Annotated in this window: 16 protein-coding genes and 1 tRNA gene; 7 read left to right on the forward strand and 10 right to left on the reverse strand. The window is 71.1% G+C overall.

Annotation, left to right across the window (positions count from 1 at the left end; genetic code table 11):
• The first annotated feature begins 9 nt into the window (after positions 1-9).
• The 7 genes from ACFV20_RS31235 (at position 10) to ACFV20_RS31265 (ending at position 8060) form a co-directional block, all read left to right on the forward strand.
• The gene (locus ACFV20_RS31235; RefSeq protein ID WP_385662768.1) at positions 10-885 is read left to right on the forward strand and encodes a 3-keto-5-aminohexanoate cleavage protein; all 876 of its coding nucleotides are present in this window, start codon (positions 10-12) and stop codon (positions 883-885) included.
• Entirely contained in the window at positions 882-2480 is a 1599-nt protein-coding gene (locus ACFV20_RS31240) for a gamma-glutamyltransferase (RefSeq protein ID WP_385662771.1), read from the forward strand. The genes ACFV20_RS31235 and ACFV20_RS31240 overlap by 4 nt, the downstream gene beginning before the upstream one ends.
• A gap of 36 nt (positions 2481-2516) precedes the next feature.
• Entirely contained in the window at positions 2517-3422 is a 906-nt protein-coding gene (locus ACFV20_RS31245) for an NAD(P)/FAD-dependent oxidoreductase (RefSeq protein ID WP_385662774.1), read from the forward strand.
• A 72-nt stretch (positions 3423-3494) separates the two neighbouring features.
• Positions 3495-4700: an MFS transporter gene (locus tag ACFV20_RS31250; RefSeq protein ID WP_385662777.1), complete on the forward strand. Its 1206-nt coding sequence runs from the start codon at positions 3495-3497 to the stop codon at positions 4698-4700.
• The gene (locus ACFV20_RS31255) at positions 4697-5911 is read left to right on the forward strand and encodes an ATP-grasp domain-containing protein (RefSeq protein WP_385662780.1); all 1215 of its coding nucleotides are present in this window, start codon (positions 4697-4699) and stop codon (positions 5909-5911) included. The genes ACFV20_RS31250 and ACFV20_RS31255 overlap by 4 nt, the downstream gene beginning before the upstream one ends.
• A 2-nt stretch (positions 5912-5913) precedes the next feature.
• Positions 5914-6876, forward strand: a complete 963-nt coding sequence (locus ACFV20_RS31260; protein ID WP_385662783.1) for a GNAT family N-acetyltransferase — start codon at positions 5914-5916, stop codon at positions 6874-6876.
• A gap of 77 nt (positions 6877-6953) precedes the next feature.
• Positions 6954-8060, forward strand: a complete 1107-nt coding sequence (locus tag ACFV20_RS31265) for a M20 family metallopeptidase (RefSeq protein ID WP_385662786.1) — start codon at positions 6954-6956, stop codon at positions 8058-8060.
• A gap of 284 nt (positions 8061-8344) precedes the next feature.
• Here the strand turns inward: ACFV20_RS31265 and ACFV20_RS31270 are convergent.
• From ACFV20_RS31270 to ACFV20_RS31315, 10 genes are all read right to left on the reverse strand, one after another.
• A tRNA-Pro gene (locus ACFV20_RS31270) sits at positions 8345-8418 on the reverse strand.
• Positions 8419-8556: 138 nt separating this feature from the next.
• Complete coding sequence (locus tag ACFV20_RS31275) at positions 8557-8913, reverse strand: MmcQ/YjbR family DNA-binding protein (protein WP_385662789.1); 357 nt, start codon at positions 8911-8913, stop codon at positions 8557-8559.
• 247 nt (positions 8914-9160) lie between these two features.
• The gene (locus ACFV20_RS31280; protein WP_385662792.1) at positions 9161-10063 is read right to left on the reverse strand and encodes a LysR family transcriptional regulator; all 903 of its coding nucleotides are present in this window, start codon (positions 10061-10063) and stop codon (positions 9161-9163) included.
• Positions 10064-10089: 26 nt separating this feature from the next.
• A complete protein-coding gene (locus ACFV20_RS31285; RefSeq protein WP_385662795.1) occupies positions 10090-11292 on the reverse strand; it encodes a glycine C-acetyltransferase in 1203 nt (400 codons plus the stop codon).
• A gap of 36 nt (positions 11293-11328) precedes the next feature.
• Positions 11329-12357, reverse strand: coding sequence for an L-threonine 3-dehydrogenase (gene tdh / locus ACFV20_RS31290; RefSeq protein WP_385662798.1), 1029 nt, complete (start codon positions 12355-12357; stop codon positions 11329-11331).
• Positions 12358-12538: 181 nt separating this feature from the next.
• Positions 12539-13111, reverse strand: coding sequence for a GAF domain-containing protein (locus ACFV20_RS31295; protein ID WP_385662800.1), 573 nt, complete (start codon positions 13109-13111; stop codon positions 12539-12541).
• A 61-nt stretch (positions 13112-13172) separates the two neighbouring features.
• Complete coding sequence (locus ACFV20_RS31300; protein ID WP_385662802.1) at positions 13173-13802, reverse strand: ATP/GTP-binding protein; 630 nt, start codon at positions 13800-13802, stop codon at positions 13173-13175.
• The gene (locus tag ACFV20_RS31305) at positions 13780-14151 is read right to left on the reverse strand and encodes a DUF742 domain-containing protein (RefSeq protein ID WP_362238693.1); all 372 of its coding nucleotides are present in this window, start codon (positions 14149-14151) and stop codon (positions 13780-13782) included. Before ACFV20_RS31305 ends, ACFV20_RS31300 begins: the two co-directional genes overlap by 23 nt.
• A 2-nt stretch (positions 14152-14153) precedes the next feature.
• Positions 14154-14585 (reverse strand): roadblock/LC7 domain-containing protein, encoded by a 432-nt coding sequence (locus ACFV20_RS31310; protein WP_030840841.1) that lies wholly within the window; start codon positions 14583-14585, stop codon positions 14154-14156.
• Between the two features lie 62 nt (positions 14586-14647).
• Positions 14648-16846 (reverse strand): ATP-binding protein, encoded by a 2199-nt coding sequence (locus tag ACFV20_RS31315; RefSeq protein ID WP_385662805.1) that lies wholly within the window; start codon positions 16844-16846, stop codon positions 14648-14650.
• Positions 16847-17440 lie beyond the last annotated feature (594 nt).

Here is a 17440-nt window from a genome sequence, read left to right on the forward strand (position 1 = left end):
GAGATTAGCGTGAGCCCGGCCGACAGCGTCATCATCAATCTGTGTCCCACTGGAATGATTCCGCGCAAGGACAAGGTGCCGCACGTCCCGACCACTCCGGAAGAGATAGCGAAGGACGTAAAGCGTTGCTTTGAGGCCGGTGCCTCCATGGTGCATCTGCATGCGCGAGGTGAGGACGAGGAACCCACCTGGCATGCGGAGAAATTCGACGACATCTGTCAGGCCGTCGCCGCGGAAGCGCCCGACATGGTCCTCGTCGTCACGACGAGCGGTCGCAACTGGAACGATTTCGATCGCCGCAGTGAATCACTCTCCGTCAGCGGACTCGGGAAGCCGGAGATGGCGTCCCTGACCCTCGGGTCGATGAACTTCCCCACCTCGGCATCGGTGAACACCCCCGAGATGATCACCAGCCTGGCAACCGCAATGCGTGAGCGGGGCATCGTGCCCGAGTTGGAAATCTTCGACATCGGTATGGCCAATTTCGCCAATTACCTCATCGCCAAGGACATCCTGCCCGGACCGCACTACTTCAACATCCTGTTCGGCTCGCGCGGTACCGCCGACGTCAGCGCCGCGAACGCCGCCGCCGTCCTGGCCGCGCTGCCGGCGGACGCCACCTGGGCATTCGCGGGAATCGGCCGGTACCAACTCGCGGCCAACACACTGGCCCTCTCGCTCGGCGGCCACGTACGCGTCGGCCTGGAGGACAACCCGTACTACGACTGGCGCGACCGCACCCCGGCCACGAACCCGCGCCTGGTGGAGCGCGTCGTGCGCATCGCCCGCGAAATGGGCCGTGAGCCGGCCACACCGGAGGAGGCCCGCCGCATCATCGGCCTCAAGCCGGTCGACCGCGCTGCGAGCACGGCGGGGGTGAAGTGAGAGACGTCCTGAGGGACCGTCAGCAGTGGGGCCGTGAGGTCATGGTCTCCACGGGGAGCCCGGCGGCCACGCTCGCGGCCCTGGACGTGCTGGACATCGGCGGCAATGCCTTCGACGCTGCCATCGCCGCGTCCGCGGTGCTCACCGTCACCCTGCCGATGGCCTGCGGCCCCGCGGGAGACGCGGCCGTCGTCTTCCGGACCGCCGACGCCCCGCACGCCTCGTCGCTGATCTCCCTCGGCCGAGCCCCGCAGGCCGCCGACCCGGCCGCCTACCGGTCCCGCGGACACGCGACGGTGCCCGAGACGGGCATTCTGTCGGTGTCCACACCGGCCCTCATCGACGCCTGGTACGCGCTCCACCGTCGGCATGCCACCCTCAGCCTCGAACGTCTGCTGGAGCCGGCCTTCCGCCTCGCTGCGGAAGGCACCGTCATCACCGGGCAGGCGGCGCGCTGGGGAAAGTCCAACCTCGAATACCTGGCGCAGAGCGAATTCCAGTCCCAGTACAGCGTCTTTGGTTCACCGCAGGCCGTGGGATCCGTCCTTGTGCAACCGGGTCTCGCCCGCCTGTACACGCTGGTGGCCGAGCACGCCGACCACCCCGAGCGGCTGCGTGCCGTGATCGGTCGAGCCGTGGAGAAGGCCGGCGCCGACCTGGGCGGCCTCATCCGCGCCACGGACTGCCTCGCCGACCACGCGGAGTTCGGCATCGCTCCGACGCAGCGGGTCGGTGACCACACGGTCGCCACCACCCCCGCCCCGACCCAGGGCCCGTTGCTGCTGCAGAACCTCGCCCTGTACCAGCGGCTGAGCTCCGGGGCGCAGCTGGACACACCGGCCGGTATCCACCTGCTTGCCGAGATCGTCAACCAGACCTACGGCTGGCGCCTGCGCCGGCTCGGCGACCCCGCACTCGGATGCGACCCCGACGCTCTCGACCCCGGCGTCCTCGCCGAACTGGCCGCCGCGGTCGACCCCGACCGGCGCAGCGCCTCCCGCTGCCTGGGCCATTACCACCAGGGCGACACGACGCAGTTCAGCATCCTCGACAGGGAAGGCAACGGCGTCAGCTGGGTACAGAGCCTCGGCCTCGGTTTCGGCTCAGGGGTCGGTGTGCCGGAACTGGGGCTGCTGCTGTGCAACCGGGTCGGGCGCAGTTCCACGCTCCAGCAGGGTGAACCCAACAGCGTGGCGCCCGGCAGAAGGCCGGTCAACACCATCCTGCCCTGGCTCACCTCAGGAGCCGACGGCTTGCGCCATCTGGGCGGAACCCCGGGTGGTGACGGCCAGACGCAGTGGAACGCCCAAGTACTGATCCGGCTGCTGCTCGACGGGTGTGATCCGTTGCAGGCCCTCTCTCTGCCGCGCTGGACGTACTACCCGGGCAGCGACAAGGCCGAAGCGGGCATGGCACTGCAGCTGCGGGTCGACGCGCACATGCCTGCCGACACGGTCGCCGAACTCGGCGCCAGAGGACACGACGTCGTGCCCAAGGCCAGCGTGGGCGGTGTCGTACGCGTCGTGGAACGAGCCGGTGGATTCACCTACGGCCTGGACGAAGGACGCCATGAAGGTCTCACAGCCGGCCGGTAACGGCCGGCCCGAGCGGGAAACGGGAGGTCGGAACACATGGACGTGACCACGCAGTACGACGCCATCATCGTCGGGGCGGGCGCGGCGGGTCTGACCGCCGCCGTCATGCTCGGCCGGTCCAGGCGCAGGGTGCTGGTCGTCTCCACGCGCGACCGGCGCAACTCGACCGCCACGAGCATGCGCAATGTGCCCTTCGCACACGGCGAACGCCCCGAAGTCGTGTACGCGAAGATGGAACGCGACGCGGAGCGCAGCGGTGTCGAGTTCCTCTGGGAGGCCGTCGACGACGTCCAGGCCTTCGACGAGCACGTCGCCGTCCGCACCCGGGCGGGAGACACCTACACCGCACGCCGGACGATCCTCGCCACCGGCCGCTACGACCGCATCCCGGCCTGGCTCCCCGAGGACACGTGGGGAAAGACCGTCTTCGAGTGTCCCTACTGCCACACGTACGAGAACGCGGGCAAGGACTTCGCGGTGGTCGGTGACGGCGGGAACACCATTTGGATGGCCCGGCTCGCGCAGGCCCACGCGGGCCGGATGACGGTGGTCGTCCGGGACCCGGAAGCCGTCAGCCAGGAGCAGGAGGCCGCGGATCGGCTGATACACGACGGTGCCGACATCGTCGTGGACCAGGTCGAGAGCGCACGGACCCTGAACTCGGGCGAGGTGGAACTGCGCACTGTCCAGGGCCGCGAGATCGTCGTCGGCGTTGTCCTGCTCGCCGAAGTGGCCCAACCCGACCAGCGGTTCACCAAACCGCTGGGCCTGCAACTCACCGAGCAGGGCTACCCGAGGACCGACATCAACGGCCGTACCTCGCACCCGCTCGTCTACAGCGCGGGCAACGCCCTGGGCACGTCGTACTACATGTGGACCGGTGCCGCCAGCAGCGGTCTCAACGCCGCCCGGGCCGCCTGGGAAGACTTCGTCATGGAGTAGGCCCTCCCCACGGGCCGGCGCAGAAGACGAAGAACAGCACAGAATTTGATCACTGATGGGAAAGCGACCGACGTGAAGGCCTTCTGGGTGCTGACGGCGGCTTCGGCCGTGTCGATGGTGGGTACCACGTTCCTCTTCGTGGCGGCGCCCCTGGCCATTCTCGACACCACCGAGTCCCCTGCGCTCGCCGTTCTGAGCGTGGCCGCGCGCACCCTTCCCTACCTGCTGGGACCGTTGCTCGGCCCTTTGATCGACCGGTACGACAGACGTGTCACCTTCGCTGTCGCCGACTTGATCCAGGGTGCAGCCGTCGGCGCTGTCCCGTTCTTCATCGCGCACGACCTGATCGGCTGCGTGTTCGCGTCCCTGTTCGTTCTGGGCCTGGCCAATGTCGCCTCGAACGTCGCCGCGGACTACGGACTCATCCCCGCACTGGTTCCGGCGGACCGGCTCCAGAAGGCCACCAGCCACTACAACACGGCCGTCCTCGTGGCCCGCTTCATCGGGCCCGCACTGGGCGGAATGGTGATCGGCACCCTCGGAACGACCTGGGCCCTGCTGATCGACGCCGCGACGTTCCTGCTCACCGCCTCGGCCGCGACAGTGCTGCCACGGCATCCCACCGGGCAGCGGTCCGACGCCGCCTGGACCACGATGCTGCGCGAGGGATTCACCCACTTCCGCGCACGGCCCGACCTGCGCCGGCTGACCATCGCACTCGCCGTCTACAACCTGGGTGCAGGAGCGCTGGAGCCGACGCTGATCACGATGGGGGCGTCCCACTGGAGCTACTCGCCCGGCACGATGGGGCTCGCCGTCTCGTGTGCCGCAGTGGCCGCCGCGGCGGGAGCGTGGTTCAGCGGCCGCTTGTCGACGGGCGTGCGTGGTCATCGCCACCTGCTGCTGTGGCTCACCGTGTGCGCCGCGGGAGCGATCACCCTCCTCGTCCCCTGGCCCTGCACGGCGTTGGTGGGCTTCTGCCTGGTGTCTCTGGGGGAGGGCGGCGTCAACACCGTCTCCATGGCCTACCGCCAGCAGAACGTCACCGGTGACCTCGCGGGCCGCGTCAACACCATCATCCGCACGTTCGTCATGGGCGCTTGGGCGGCCTCCGCCCTCGTACTCGGCCTGGCCGCAGACCTGTTCCGCATGCCCTGGGCCCTCCTGCCCGTCTCGCTGACCGCAGTGGGCGCCTGCTGGGTGTGGTGGCGACACACGCCACCCCCCACCGAGGAGGACCTGCCGCTTTCCCCTGCCGACGCTAGGACACAGCCATGAAGCGCGTACTGCTCATCAACACCACCAAACAGACGGCCGCGCGGATGCTCCAGGAACGGTCCGACATCCAGCTGTCCGTCATCACGGACCCGAGATTCCGTCACTTCTACACCGGGGACACGGATCTCGAACTGGTGACCAATGTCCTCGATGTGTCCGAGGTGCGGCTGGCGGCCCTGAGGATCCGGCAGCGGAATCCGTTCACCCACGTCGTCGCCCCGGCCGAGCTGAACGTCCCGACCGGCGGATACATCCGCTCACACTTCGGGGTCCGCGGAGCGGGGTTCGACATGGCGAACGCGTTCACGAACAAGTACGTGATGAAGCAACGCCTGCACGAAGCCGGCATTCCGGTCGCCGACTTCCGTTTGCTGGGGGACCTGACGGAGGTCACTCGGGCAGCGCGGCACCTGGGCTGGCCGGTCGTTGTGAAGCCGGTCCTCGGGGGAGGTGCCGAGGACGTCTTCGTGCTCCGTGACGAAAGGGAAACGGCCGAGCTGGCCGCCTCGGAGAGGTCCCGGGGGCTCCGCGAATGGCCCTACCCCCTCCTCGCCGAGGAGTACGTCGACATCAGGGAGGAGTTCCACTGCGACGCCGTGGTCCGTCAGGGCGAAGTGGTCTTCGCCGCCGTCGCCAAGTACGCCGCCCCCGTGCTCGGCAGCGTCGGTGACTACATCGCCTCCTACACACTGCCGGACGAACATCCGCAGGCACTGCTGGTGAAGGAACTGCATTCGGCCGCCGTGCAGGCGCTGGGACTGCGTGACGGCGTGACGCACCTGGAGGTCCTCAAGTCCGCCGACCGGCACCTGGTGGGGGAGATCGCCTGCCGGCCGGGCGGAGGCGGCATCGCCGAGCAGATGCTGCACCAGTACGGAGTCGACCTCTGGCACGAGTTCCTCGCCGCCTCGCTGGAGGAACCCTCCGCCGTCACGGCGAAGCCCGCCACGGACTATCTGGCGCAGTTCATGCTGCCACGCCCCAACGGCCGCATAGAGGCCATCAGCACGAACGAGGAACTGCTGCGCTGCCCTGGCGCCGTCCACGCAGACGTACGAGCAAGCGTGGGAGAAGTGTCCCACCGGGTCATCAACTCCGCCGCCCACGCGGGCGTCGTACTGCTGCGCGGCGACACGGAAGCACAGATCAGGGAACGCATGCACCTGCTCCGCGAGGCCTACGAGATCACACTCGGCGAGGCAACGTCATGAGGGTGGAAAGCCGCAACGGTCTCCACATCGCCTGGGTCGACGCGGCCGACGCGCGCGACGGCGCCTGGCGTGGCCTTCTGCCGCACCACGACCTCGACATCGTCAGGGTCGACGAACCCGCCCCGGAGGACAGAGCGGCCCTGGCCGAGGCCGGTTTCATCGTCAAACCGGCACTGGTCAACTGGGTCGCCGACCTCACCGGCAGCGACGAGGAGTTCACCGCGCGCCTGCCCGCCTCCGAACGGCGCAACCTCCGTCTGGGACGCCGCTGTCTCAACGACGCGGGACTGTCGCTGAGCATTCGTGACGGTTTGGACGAGGAACGCCTGGACGCCTTCCTCACCGTGTACGACGCCCAGGTGGAGCGGATGCGCAACGGCGTCAACTACGCCCGCCGCCATCGCGACCGCCTCCTGGCCCAGCACCATGAGCAGATGACGGCATTCGCTTACGACGGCGAGCGCATGGTGGCAGGCTGCATCTTGTGGCTGCGTCCCTCACAGGGCCTGCTGCAACTGCGCTTCGCCGCGGCCACGGCGCCGGCACGCCGTGCCAGAGTCCTGCACGGCATCTACGCGGCCGTGTTCCGGACCGCCCGAGAACTCGGGCTGCCCACCATGTCACTCGGCAACGACACTTCGGCCTTCGGACACATCGCACAGCCCGGTCTCTTCCGATTCAAATGCCGGCTGGGCTTCGCCCCTGTTCCGGCCGGACAGATCGACGAGAAGATGGGCGGGGACGAAGCGGACCTCTTCGTGGATCTGCGGCGCTTCTCCGACCCGTCCCTGGTCCTGGGCTACGAGGCTCCCCGCTTCACCGCGCAGCAGGGACGCGGAAGCCTCCGGCTGACCGTCCTGTCCCGCGAGGAGAACGTCGATCTCGCTCCGTACCGCACCCGCCACGTGACCGGCATCGACCACCGACGCACAGGCATCTTCAGGAGTCCGCACAACCCCCGGTGATCACGCGGTGGCCGCACCCGTTCCCGGCCGGTCCGCGACAAGATCGCGGCGTCGGACGGGAGTACTAGGCTTCCCTCATGATCACCCACACGACAGCCCCTTGCGTCGAGGCGATGCTGGACGACCTCAGGACACTCGTCGAGACAGAATCCCCCTCGCGCCACCTTGAAGCGCTGGACGCGTCGGCCCGAGCAGTCGCCGGCATCATCGACGACCGCTTGGGAGGGCAGGCCGAACTCGTCCCGAGCGAGGCCGGGCCGCACGTGCGGTGGTCGGGCGGTGGAGAGCCGAAGCTGCTGATCCTGGGCCATCACGACACCGTCTTCCCGCTCGGCACTCTGGAGCGCCGCCCCTTCAAGGTCGAGAACGGCCGGGTGACCGGCCCCGGTGTGTTCGACATGCTGGGGGGCCTGGTGCAGGCCATTCACGGGCTGGCCCTCCTCGATGATCTGTCGGGCGTGGAGATCCTCGTGACCGCCGACGAGGAGGTCGGCTCCCACGCCTCGCGGGCCTTGATCGAGGAACGTGCTCTCGCCTGCGGCGCCGTGCTGGTGTTCGAGGGTGCGGCCGACGGAGGGGCCCTCAAGACCGGACGCAAGGGCTGCGGCACCTTCGAGGTCACCATCGCCGGGCGGGCCTCGCACGCCGGCCTGGAACCCGACGCCGGCGTGAACGCCCTGATCGAAGCGGCACATCAAGTACTGGACATCGCGGCTCTCTCACGGCCCGAGATCGGTACGACCGTCACACCGACCGTCGCTTCCGCCGGCACTCAGGACAATGTCATTCCCGCCGGCGCAACCGTGTCGGTGGATGTCCGGGTCGAATCGCTCCAGGAGAAGGAGCGCGTCGAAGCGGCGTTCGCCGCCCTGGCCCCGCACGTCGAGGGAGCCGTCATCTCCGTCCGCGGGGGTGTCGGGCGTCCTCCCATGCCCGAGGCGGCGTCGAAGCAGCTCATGGACCTTGCGCGGAGCCTGCAACCCGGCATCGAGGGCAGAGCGGTCGGCGGCGGAAGCGACGGCAACTTCACGGCAGCCCTGGGCGTGCCGACGCTGGACGGCCTCGGTGCCGTGGGCGGCGGTGCCCACGCGGACCACGAGTACCTGCTGATCGACACCATGGCCGATCGCGCGCGCCTCGTCGCGGGACTGGTGAACGCGATCCGGACGCAACAGCTGTCATGAAGCGGGCCGGCGTCATGCACCCGCACAGCCCGGCTCCGGCTGGTGCGTGACCTGAGACGTGCCGAGCCGGCCACGACGGGCGGGCCCGAGGCCATGGCTTCGGGCCCGCCCGTCGTCTGCCCCCGGGCTGCCGACATCGTGCGCAGGCCGTGCGCGAGGCGCAGCCACCCCAGAGCTCCCGCTGACCTGGTCAGTGGCGCCGGCCCCCAGCCGGTCCCCAGGAAATGATTCAGGGCCGCTCTCGGACACCTCCGAAACCGGCCCTGAACTGCGACTGTCTCCAGTCGGGACGACAGGATTTGAACCTGCGACCCCTTGACCCCCAGTCAAGTGCGCTACCAAGCTGCGCCACGTCCCGTTGCCCGTCTGACCTGGGGGTTTCCCTCGGTCGAACGCGCAGGAAAACAATACCGCACTCGCGCCGATGATCGTGCACCCGTTTCCCCGGGTCCGCCCGCGCGACCACGGGGTCGGTCACGGGTGCGGGGCGCGGGCCTCAGTCGGCCGGGAGGCCCAGCCGGGGGTGCGCGTCCAGGAGCCGGGTCGGGGCCGCCTGGCGCCAGGAGTCGGCCAGGATGTCCCGCAGCTCGGCCTCGTCCTCGATGGCGTCGAGCCGTGCCCGCACCCAGGCGAACTGGGACTCGTGGTCGGCGATCCAGAACTTTCCCGGCTCGGCCAGCACCAGTTCGTCGCGCTCCTCCTTGGGACAGCGCACGGCGAGGGAGGTCTCGTCCTCGGGGAGGGTGGCGAACATCTTCCCCGCGACCCGGAACGTGGGCATGCTCCAGGCGATCTTCTCCGTCGTGTCCGGCAGGGACAGGGCGATCCGTCGTACGTCTTCGGCATCCGGCATGGCAGGCACCGTATCGGCTCGCACTGACAATCACCTGGTGGGAGCGGTGGGCGGCAGTCGCTTGTGGTGGACGGTGGCCGGCCGCCCGCCTGCGGATGCGCGTAGGGAGCCCGACCCGGTTCCGGTGCGCGGCCCCCGAGGGCGTCCGCCGGGGCGCGCGCCCAGCCGGGCGTCGACCGGGTCCCTCTCATCGCTTCCCCCCTGCGGGAAGCCGTCCCGGACAGGAGACCGCGGTGTCACGGCGGGCTCACACCCGGGCCGCCGCAGCGAGCGCGTCCAGGACGGGGCGGATGAGGGGGTGCTCCTCGGCTCCCCTGCGGACGGCGGCGAAGACCCGGCGGGTGGGGGGCGTGCCGTCGACGGGGCGGACCACCACCCCGGTGAGGTCCATGCCGCGCAGCGCCGAGCGCGGCACCAGGGCCACGCCCGCGTCGGCCGAGGCGAGGGCGACGACCGCGCGGAAGTCGTCCGAGGAGTGCTCCATACGCGGCTGGAAACCGGCGTTCTCGCAGGCCAGGATCACCACGTCGTGGCAGGGGTTGCCGGGGTAGGGCCCGATCCACGCGTCCTTGGCCAGTTCGGCGAGGGGCACCTCCGCCGCGTCGGCCAGACGGTGGGTGACCGGCACGACCGCGTCGAAGGGCTCGGAGTACAGCGGCACGTGGGCCAGTCGCGGGTCGTCGGCGGGCGGGGCCCCGCGGTACTCGACGGCGACCGCGACATCGACCTGCCGGTCCAGCACCATCGGCAGGCTCGCGTCACCCTCCGCGTCCTGGACGCGGATGCGGATGCCGGGCGCCGACCCGGCGAGACCGGCCACGGCGGGCGCGACGACCAGGGCGATGCCGGTGGCGAAGGAGGCGACCGTGACGGTGCCGGCCGAACCCGAGCTGTACGCGGCCAGCTCGGCCTCGGCCCGCTCCAGCTGGGCGAGGACCGCGTTGGTGTGATCGAGCAGGATCTCACCGGCCGGGGTGAGCCGTACGCCCTTGGCGCCGCGCTCGACGAGCCGGTGGCCGGTCTCCTGCTCCAGGGCGGCGAGCTGCTGGGAGACGGCCGACGGGGTGAGGTACAGCGCGGCGGCAGCCGCCGTCACCGTACGGTGGTCGGCCACCGCCCGGAGGATGTGGAGCCGCCGCGCTTCGATCATGCGATCGATTGTCTCAAACGCGTCCCTCAGGCCTGCTCGGAGTCCAGCTGGGTCCGGGCCGCCACGAAGGCGTCGACGGCGCGGTTGACGTCGTCCGTGGAGTGCGCCGCCGACAACTGCACGCGGATGCGGGCCTGGCCCTGCGGCACCACCGGGTACGAGAAGCCGATGACGTAGACGCCGCGCTCCAGGAGCAGCTCCGCCATGCGGCCGGCGACCGCCGCGTCGCCGATCATCACCGGGGCGATGGCGTGATCGCCGGGGAGGACGTCGAAGCCCTCCTCGGTCATCCGGCCGCGGAAGAGGGCGGTGTTCTCGGCCAGCCGGACCCGCAGGTCGTCCGCCGACTCCAGCAGGTCCAGGACCTTCAGGGAGGCGGCCGCGATCACCGGGGCGAGGGTGTTGGAGAACAGGTACGGACGCGAGCGCTGGCGCAGCAGGGCGACGATCTCGGCCCGGGCGGCGACGTAGCCGCCGGAGGCACCGCCGAGGGCCTTGCCGAGGGTGCCGGTGATGATGTCGACGCGGTCCATGACGCCGTGCAGCTCGGGGGTACCGCGCCCACCGGGGCCGACGAAGCCGACCGCGTGGGAGTCGTCGACCATGACCATCGCGTCGTAGCGGTCGGCCAGGTCGCAGATCTCGCGCAGCGGGGCGACGTAGCCGTCCATGGAGAAGACGCCGTCGGTGACGATCAGACGGCGGCGTGCGTCGGAGGCCTCCTTCAGGCGGGCCTCCAGCTCGGCCAGGTCGCGGTTGGCGTAGCGCAGGCGGCGGGCCTTGGACAGGCGGATGCCGTCGATGATGGAGGCGTGGTTGAGGGCGTCGGAGATGACCGCGTCCTCCGGGCCGAGCAGGGTCTCGAACACGCCGCCGTTGGCGTCGAAACAGGAGGAGTAGAGGATCGTGTCCTCCTGGCCGAGGAACGCCGAGAGCCTGGCCTCCAGCTCCTTGTGCACCTCCTGGGTGCCGCAGATGAAGCGGACGGAGGCCATGCCGTAGCCCCAGCGGTCCAGGGCCTCGTGGGCGGCGGCGACGACCTCCGGGTGGTCGGCGAGGCCGAGGTAGTTGTTGGCGCAGAAGTTGAGGACCTCGCCGGGGCGGCCGCCCGCGGTGACGTTCACCGTCGCGGACTGGGGGGTGCCGATCACGCGCTCGGGCTTGTGCAGTCCGGCGGCGCGGATCTCGTCGAGGGTGGCGCGCAGGTCGTCGCGCACGGAGTCGAACATCGGGAAAGCTCCTAAGGTGCTCGCGGAGTGGGGGGGTTACGCGGTCCAGTCGAGGATGACCTTGCCGCCGCGGCCGCTCGCCGCGTCCTCGAACGCCGCCTCGAAGTCGCGGTGGCCGTAGCGGCCGGTGATGACGGGCGCCAGGTCCAGGCCCGCTTCGAGCAGGACGGACATGGCGTACCAGGTCTCGAACATCTCGCGGCCGTAGATGCCCTTGATGGTGATCATCGAGGTGACGACGCGGGCCCAGTCGACGGGGAACTCCTCGGCGGGCAGGCCGAGCATCGCGATCCGGCCGCCGTGCGTCATGTTGGCGATCATGTCGCGCATGGCCTCGGGGCGGCCGGACATCTCCAGTCCGATGTCGAAGCCCTCGCGCAGGCCGAGCGCGCGCTGCCCGTCGGCGATGGTGGAGCCGGAGACGTCGAGCGCGAGGCTGACGCCGATCTTGCGGGCGAGTTCCAGCCGCTCCTCGCTGACGTCGGTGATCACGACGTTGCGGGCTCCCGCGTGCTTGGCCACGGCGGCAGCCATCAGGCCGATCGGGCCCGCACCCGTGACCAGGACGTCCTCGCCGACGAGCGGGAAGGACAGCGCTGTGTGCACGGCGTTGCCGAAGGGGTCGAAGATGGCCGCCACGTCGAGGTCGACGGGTACCCGGTGCACCCAGACGTTGCCGGCGGGCAGAGCCACGTACTCGGCGAACGCGCCGTCCCGGCCGACTCCGAGGCCTACGGTGGCCCGGCAGAGGTGGCGGCGGCCGGCCAGGCAGTTGCGGCACTTGCCGCACACCAGGTGGCCCTCGCCGCTGACCCGGTCGCCGACGGAGATGTCGGTGACGTCGCGGCCGGTGTCGACGACCTCGCCGACGAACTCGTGCCCGACCACGAGCGGGGTGCTGATCGCCTGCTGGGCCCAGCCGTCCCAGGCCCGGATGTGCAGGTCGGTGCCGCAGATGCCGGTGCGCAGCACCTTGATGAGCACGTCCGTGGGCCCGACGGTGGGCTCGGGGACGTCCGCGAGCCACAGCCCGGGTTCCGCCTTCTGCTTGACCAGCGCCTTCACCGCTACGGCTCCTGTGCGTGAGTCCCGGCTCCGGGCATGCCGAAGCAACCCCTGGACCGGGATGGGAGTGGGATCGCACTGCAATCTGCCGTACGGCGGCCACGCCGGTCCATCGAGGATTTCTTAAGCGCCGCCTCAGCTTTGCTTCACGCCCTCGTCAGGGCGGTGGGAGGCCCGGGGCTCAGCAGGGCGGCAGGCCGTCCCGGTTCTCCAGCTCCACGACCAGGCGCGCGGCGTGTTCCTTGATCGTCGTCAGGCCCGGCTTCCCCCACGGCCGGGGAGCGACGTCCGCGACGCTGACCGTGCCCAGGACCAGACCGGTGCCGTCGATGAGCGGGGCGCCGAGGTAGGAGCGGATGCCGAACTCGTCGACCACCGGATTGCCCGCGAAGCGCGGATAGTCGCCGACGTCCTCCAGGGCGAGGGCCTTGCGGCGTGCCACCACATGGGGGCAGAAGCCGTGGTCGCGGGGCAGGGCACGGCCGAGGCGGGGGCTGGTGCCGTCGCTGCGCACGGCCGGCGCGATCGCCGGTACGTACAGTCCCGCGAAGAACTGCCCCTGCTCGTCGGGCAGGTTGACCATGGCGTAGGGCGCCCCGGTCAGTTCGGCGAGGTGGTGCGCGAAGGCGTCGAGCATGGGGTCGGGGTGCTCTCCCAGACCCAGTAGGCGCAGTCTGCGGGTGCGGGCGGGTGCCTCCTTGTCCTCGGGTGTGAGCAGCAGACGACCGGCCGGGCGCGGCGGGTCGTAGGTCATGGGCGTGCTCCTGGGCTGTGGACTTGCGTCATATATGGGCTCCGTGGCGGGTGGGAGGGGGTCACATGTGGGCGCCATACCCCGTTGCGGGGGCCGGCGTGTGGGCGATGAGATGGCGCACCAGGGTCAGCAGGGTCTGGACCCCGGAGCTGGAGATCCGCGCGTCGCAGCACACGACGGGGACGTCCGCTGACAGGTCCAGGGCACCGCGCACCTCCTCGGGGTCGTAGCGGTAGGCGCCGTCGAACTCGTTGACGGCGACGATGAAGCCGAGGCCGCGCTGCTCGAAGAAGTCGACGGCCGCGAAGCATTCCTGGAGCCGGCGGGTGTCGGCGAGGATGACCGCGCCGAGCGCGCCCTCGCACAACTCGTCCCACATGAACCAGAATCGCTCCTGTCCGGGGGTGCCGAACAGGTACAGCACGTGCTGCGGGTCGAGGGTGATGCGGCCGAAGTCCATGGCCACGGTCGTCTCGACCTTGTTCTCGATGCCGTCGAGGTTGTCGGTCGCGGCACTGACGGTGGTGAGCAGTTCCTCCGTGCTGAGCGGCGCGATCTCGCTGACCGCGCCCACGAAGGTCGTCTTGCCCACCCCGAATCCGCCCGCCACCAGGATTTTCAGCGCGGTGGGGAACGGGTCGGCGCCGGGGCCCGGTCCGTCGGTGTAGTCAGAGCTGTCGTCGTAGTCCATCGAGCACTGCCTCCAGAAGGGCCCGGTCCGTCGGGTTGTGGTGGAACGCGGGGGGCTTGGTCGTCAGGGCCCCGCAGTCGACGAGGTCCGCCAGCAGCACCTTGGTGACGGCCACCGGCAGTTTGAGGTGGGCGGCGACCTCGGCGACCGCGACGGGCACCCGGCACCGCTCGATCGCTTCCGCGTGTTCGGGGCCGAGGTAGCCGAGGGGGGTCGCCCCGGTGGCCATCACCTGCGACACGAGGTCGAGCGCGACGGTCGGACGGGTGCGGCCGTTGCTGACCGTGAACGGCCGGACCAGCCGCCCGGCCGCGTCGTCGAGCCAGGGCCCGTCACCGGCCGCCGTCACGCTCAAGGCCTCATCGCCGGGGATTCGACGGACTGCCGGGGAGCGGTCACCAGGTAGGGCCGGACACTCTTGACCAGCATCGCCATCTCGTAGCCCAGCACGGCCGCGTCGGCCTCACGGCCGGCGAGCACCGCGAGGCAGGTGCCGGAGCCGGCGGTGGTGACGAACAGCAGGGTCGAGGCGAGTTCGACGACGACCTGCCGCACGTCGCCGCCGTCGCCGAAGCGGACTCCGGCGCTGCGGCCGAGGGAGTACAGACCCGAGGCCAGCGCCGCCATGTGGTCGGCGCTGTCCGGGTCGAGACCGTGCACGGACTTCACGAGTCCGTCGCAGGACAGGAGCACGGCGGCGGTCGTGTGCGGTACGCGCTGCACGAGGCCGCTCATCAGCCAGTCGAGATCGGAAACATGGGCGGTCGGCGCATCGCTCGCCATGGTGGATCGACTCCTTGGGGTACGAAGGTCTGCGGGAGCGGTGGGGGTGGGAAGGGGGGTGGTCATCCGGCGGGTGCGCTCCCGTCCTGCCGGGTGGTGGTCGTGCGGTGGTCGGAACGGGGCCCGGGCGTCGGCCTGCTCGAAGGGGACGGCTCCTGCGGGAGCACCTCGAGGTGGACGGGCCGGACCTGCAGCGGCTCCCGGTGACCGGACGCGCCGGGTGCGCGATCCGTGGGGGCGGAGCCTGTACGGGCAGCGCCTGTGTGGGCGGACCCTGTATGGGCAGCGCCTGTGTGGGCGGATCCCGTGTGCGTGGAGTCCAAGGGGGACGACTCCGTGGGGACGTCAGGGGTGTGCGGGGACCGGGCGGGGGCGGTCTCCGTGGGGGTGGTCCGGGTGTCGCCCCACTGCGTGGTGTCGGCCTCCAGGTGCTGCTGTGCCTCCGCGAGGCTGATGCCGCGTTGGAAGGCGGCCATCAGACCCGGGTCGTGGCCCACGAGGTACTCGGGGTCCTGGCGGGGCACCGGACCGTCGCGCAGCTGGGGCGCGATGTGCTCCTGGGCGCGGCGACGGGGCAGGTGGGGCTTGCCCATCGTGCCGCGCACGGCGCCGTCGCGGGGAGTGGGCAGCTCGGTGACGTTCTCGGCGAGGACACGCCGGTCGTCGGGACTGATGCCGGGCCGGGCCTCGGCGGGGGTCGGACGCTCCCGACGGGCCCCGCGCATGGGCAGGGGCGCGGGCCGGCCGCCCGGCGCGTCGACGCCCGGGGCCGGCCCGGCTTCCGGTGCGTGTCCCCGTGGTGCCGCGGGTGGGGCGAGCGGGGCCGGGGCGGGCGTCCCCGCTCCGGCGGCGGGCAACGGTACGGCGGAGACCCCGAACGCAGCACCGTCGGCCGATGTTCGCCCCGGGGGCACGGCGGGGGCGCCCGTCCCGGCTCCGGCATCGGAAGCCGCCTGCCCGGCCTGCCGCGTCGGCGCCGCCGGCAGGTCCGCAGCGGTCGCTCCGCCCTCCGGCCGGGCCTCTCCCCCGGGCGTACCCGCCCCCGCCTCCGCTCCCAGCAGCGCCTGCGGTACGACGAGCACCGCCTGCACTCCGCCGTAGATGTTGGTCTGGAGCCGGACGGTGATGCCGTGCCGTCGTGCGAGCTGGGAGACGACGAACAGGCCGATGCGGCCGTCGGCGAGGAGCCGGGCGACGTTCACCTGGTCGGGGTCGGCGAGCAGCGCGTTCATCCGCGTCTGCTCCTCCAGGGGCATGCCGAGTCCGCGGTCCTCGACCTCGACGGCGAGCCCGGAGGTGACGAGGCTGGCGCGCAGCAGGACATGGGTGTGCGGGGCGGAGAACACCGTGGCGTTCTCGACGAGTTCGGCCAGGAGGTGGATGACGTCGGCGACGGCGTGCCCCCGCAGCTGCCCGTCGATCGGCGGCACGAGTTTGACCCGGGAGTACTGCTCGACCTCGGCGATGGCCGAGCGCAGCACCTCGGTCATGGAGACCGGGTTGCTCCACTGGCGGCGCGAGACGGCCCCGCCGAGCACGGCGAGGTTCTCCGCGTGGCGGCGGATACGGGTGGCGAGGTGGTCGACGTGGAAGAGCCCCTTGAGCAGGTCGGGGTCCTCCATCTCGTTCTCCAGCTCGTCGAGGATGGAGATCTCGCGGTGGACCAGGGACTGCAGGCGCCGGGCGAGGTTGACGAACACTTCGAGCTTCTGCTCGCTGCCGGCCTGGCTGGAGAGCTGCGAGGCCTGCACGACGGCGGTGACGGCGCCGTCGTGCGCGCGGGAGAGGTCGGCGGCGAGGAGGTCGAAGTCGTCGGCGTCCGCGGGCGGGCCCGTGGGCCGGCTCTGCGGTGTGAGCTGCGGCGGGCTGTCGCCGCGGCGCAGGGTCTCGACGAGGGTGCGCAGATCGGCCTCGCGCCGCGCGGTGCCGCGGCGCAGCACACCGATGCGGTCGTGCACGGAGCGGGCGGCCCGGCCGGCGGCGACCGCGGCGACGGCGATGCCGACGAGGGCCACGAAGACGGCGCCGCCGAGCACCGCCCACAGGGTGGGGCCCGGCCGCGCTCCGGTGGACCGGACGGTGAAGAGGACGGCGGCGCAGCCGCTGAGGGCGACGGCGACGGGGGGCAGGATGGCGAGCCGCAGCAGCTGGGGCCGTATGTGGGTCTCGGGCAGCGCGGGTGCGGTGCGGACGGCGGGCCGCCCGTGCCGCCCGCCCTCACGGCGGTCTGCGCGTGCGGCCGGGGCGCGGAGGTGAGACATCGGTGTCCTCGTACGGGTACGTCGGGCCTGGGTGCCAGGGGAGCTGGTGGGGGTGCGCACAGGTTCGCGTGGACGCTTGCGCGCGCCCCGGGCCGCGCCCCCGGAGGCATGCCGCTGTCGCGTGCCGTCGATGTCTCGGGGACCCGGGGGCCGGCCCGGCCGGGGGGCCCGCGGGTCGCCGGTGCCGGTTTCGTCCGGGTGGTCTCCGCCGACCGCGCCGCCGACGCCGGTGCCGGTGGCGTGCGGGCAGCCGGGCTCCCCGTCGCGTCGACTCCCTCGTCCGCCCTGCGCCTGCACGCGCTGCCCCCGCTCGCTGATCCGCCCTGTTTCCCGACGGCCACTGACAGTAGTCGCCAGCGCATCATGTGCGGTGGGCAGTTGACAAACTCATACGGTGAGCGTCCCGCTCTGGTATGAGGTCTCGTACGACAGACCGATAACACCCGCCTGGACCCGGACACGAACGACGAGATGTCGATCCGACCTGGTCAGAAGCGGTCACACGCAAGCGGCGAGGGCCGGGGAAAATCTCGCCCCGGCCCACGCCGCTTCTCCGGCGTACGGGCCCGGGTGAGCCCACCCGGCGGGTGTAGG

Origin of the sequence: Streptomyces sp. NPDC059696 (assembly GCF_042733745.1) — a bacterium.
GTDB lineage: Bacteria > Actinomycetota > Actinomycetes > Streptomycetales > Streptomycetaceae > Streptomyces.

Bases quoted from the DNA above. Each gene is read 5' to 3' on its own strand.
- ACFV20_RS31245 (WP_385662774.1), top strand. From the start codon at position 2,517: ATGGACGTGACCACGCAGTACGACGCCATCATCGTCGGGGCGGGCGCG.
- ACFV20_RS31255 (WP_385662780.1), top strand. From the start codon at position 4,697: ATGAAGCGCGTACTGCTCATCAACACCACCAAACAGACGGCCGCGCGG.
- ACFV20_RS31265 (WP_385662786.1), top strand. From the start codon at position 6,954: ATGATCACCCACACGACAGCCCCTTGCGTCGAGGCGATGCTGGACGAC.
- ACFV20_RS31275 (WP_385662789.1), bottom strand. From the start codon at position 8,913: ATGCCGGATGCCGAAGACGTACGACGGATCGCCCTGTCCCTGCCGGAC.
- ACFV20_RS31280 (WP_385662792.1), bottom strand. From the start codon at position 10,063: ATGATCGAAGCGCGGCGGCTCCACATCCTCCGGGCGGTGGCCGACCAC.
- ACFV20_RS31285 (WP_385662795.1), bottom strand. From the start codon at position 11,292: ATGTTCGACTCCGTGCGCGACGACCTGCGCGCCACCCTCGACGAGATC.
- ACFV20_RS31295 (WP_385662800.1), bottom strand. From the start codon at position 13,111: ATGACCTACGACCCGCCGCGCCCGGCCGGTCGTCTGCTGCTCACACCC.
- ACFV20_RS31300 (WP_385662802.1), bottom strand. From the start codon at position 13,802: ATGGACTACGACGACAGCTCTGACTACACCGACGGACCGGGCCCCGGC.
- ACFV20_RS31310 (WP_030840841.1), bottom strand. From the start codon at position 14,585: ATGGCGAGCGATGCGCCGACCGCCCATGTTTCCGATCTCGACTGGCTG.
- ACFV20_RS31315 (WP_385662805.1), bottom strand. From the start codon at position 16,846: ATGTCTCACCTCCGCGCCCCGGCCGCACGCGCAGACCGCCGTGAGGGC.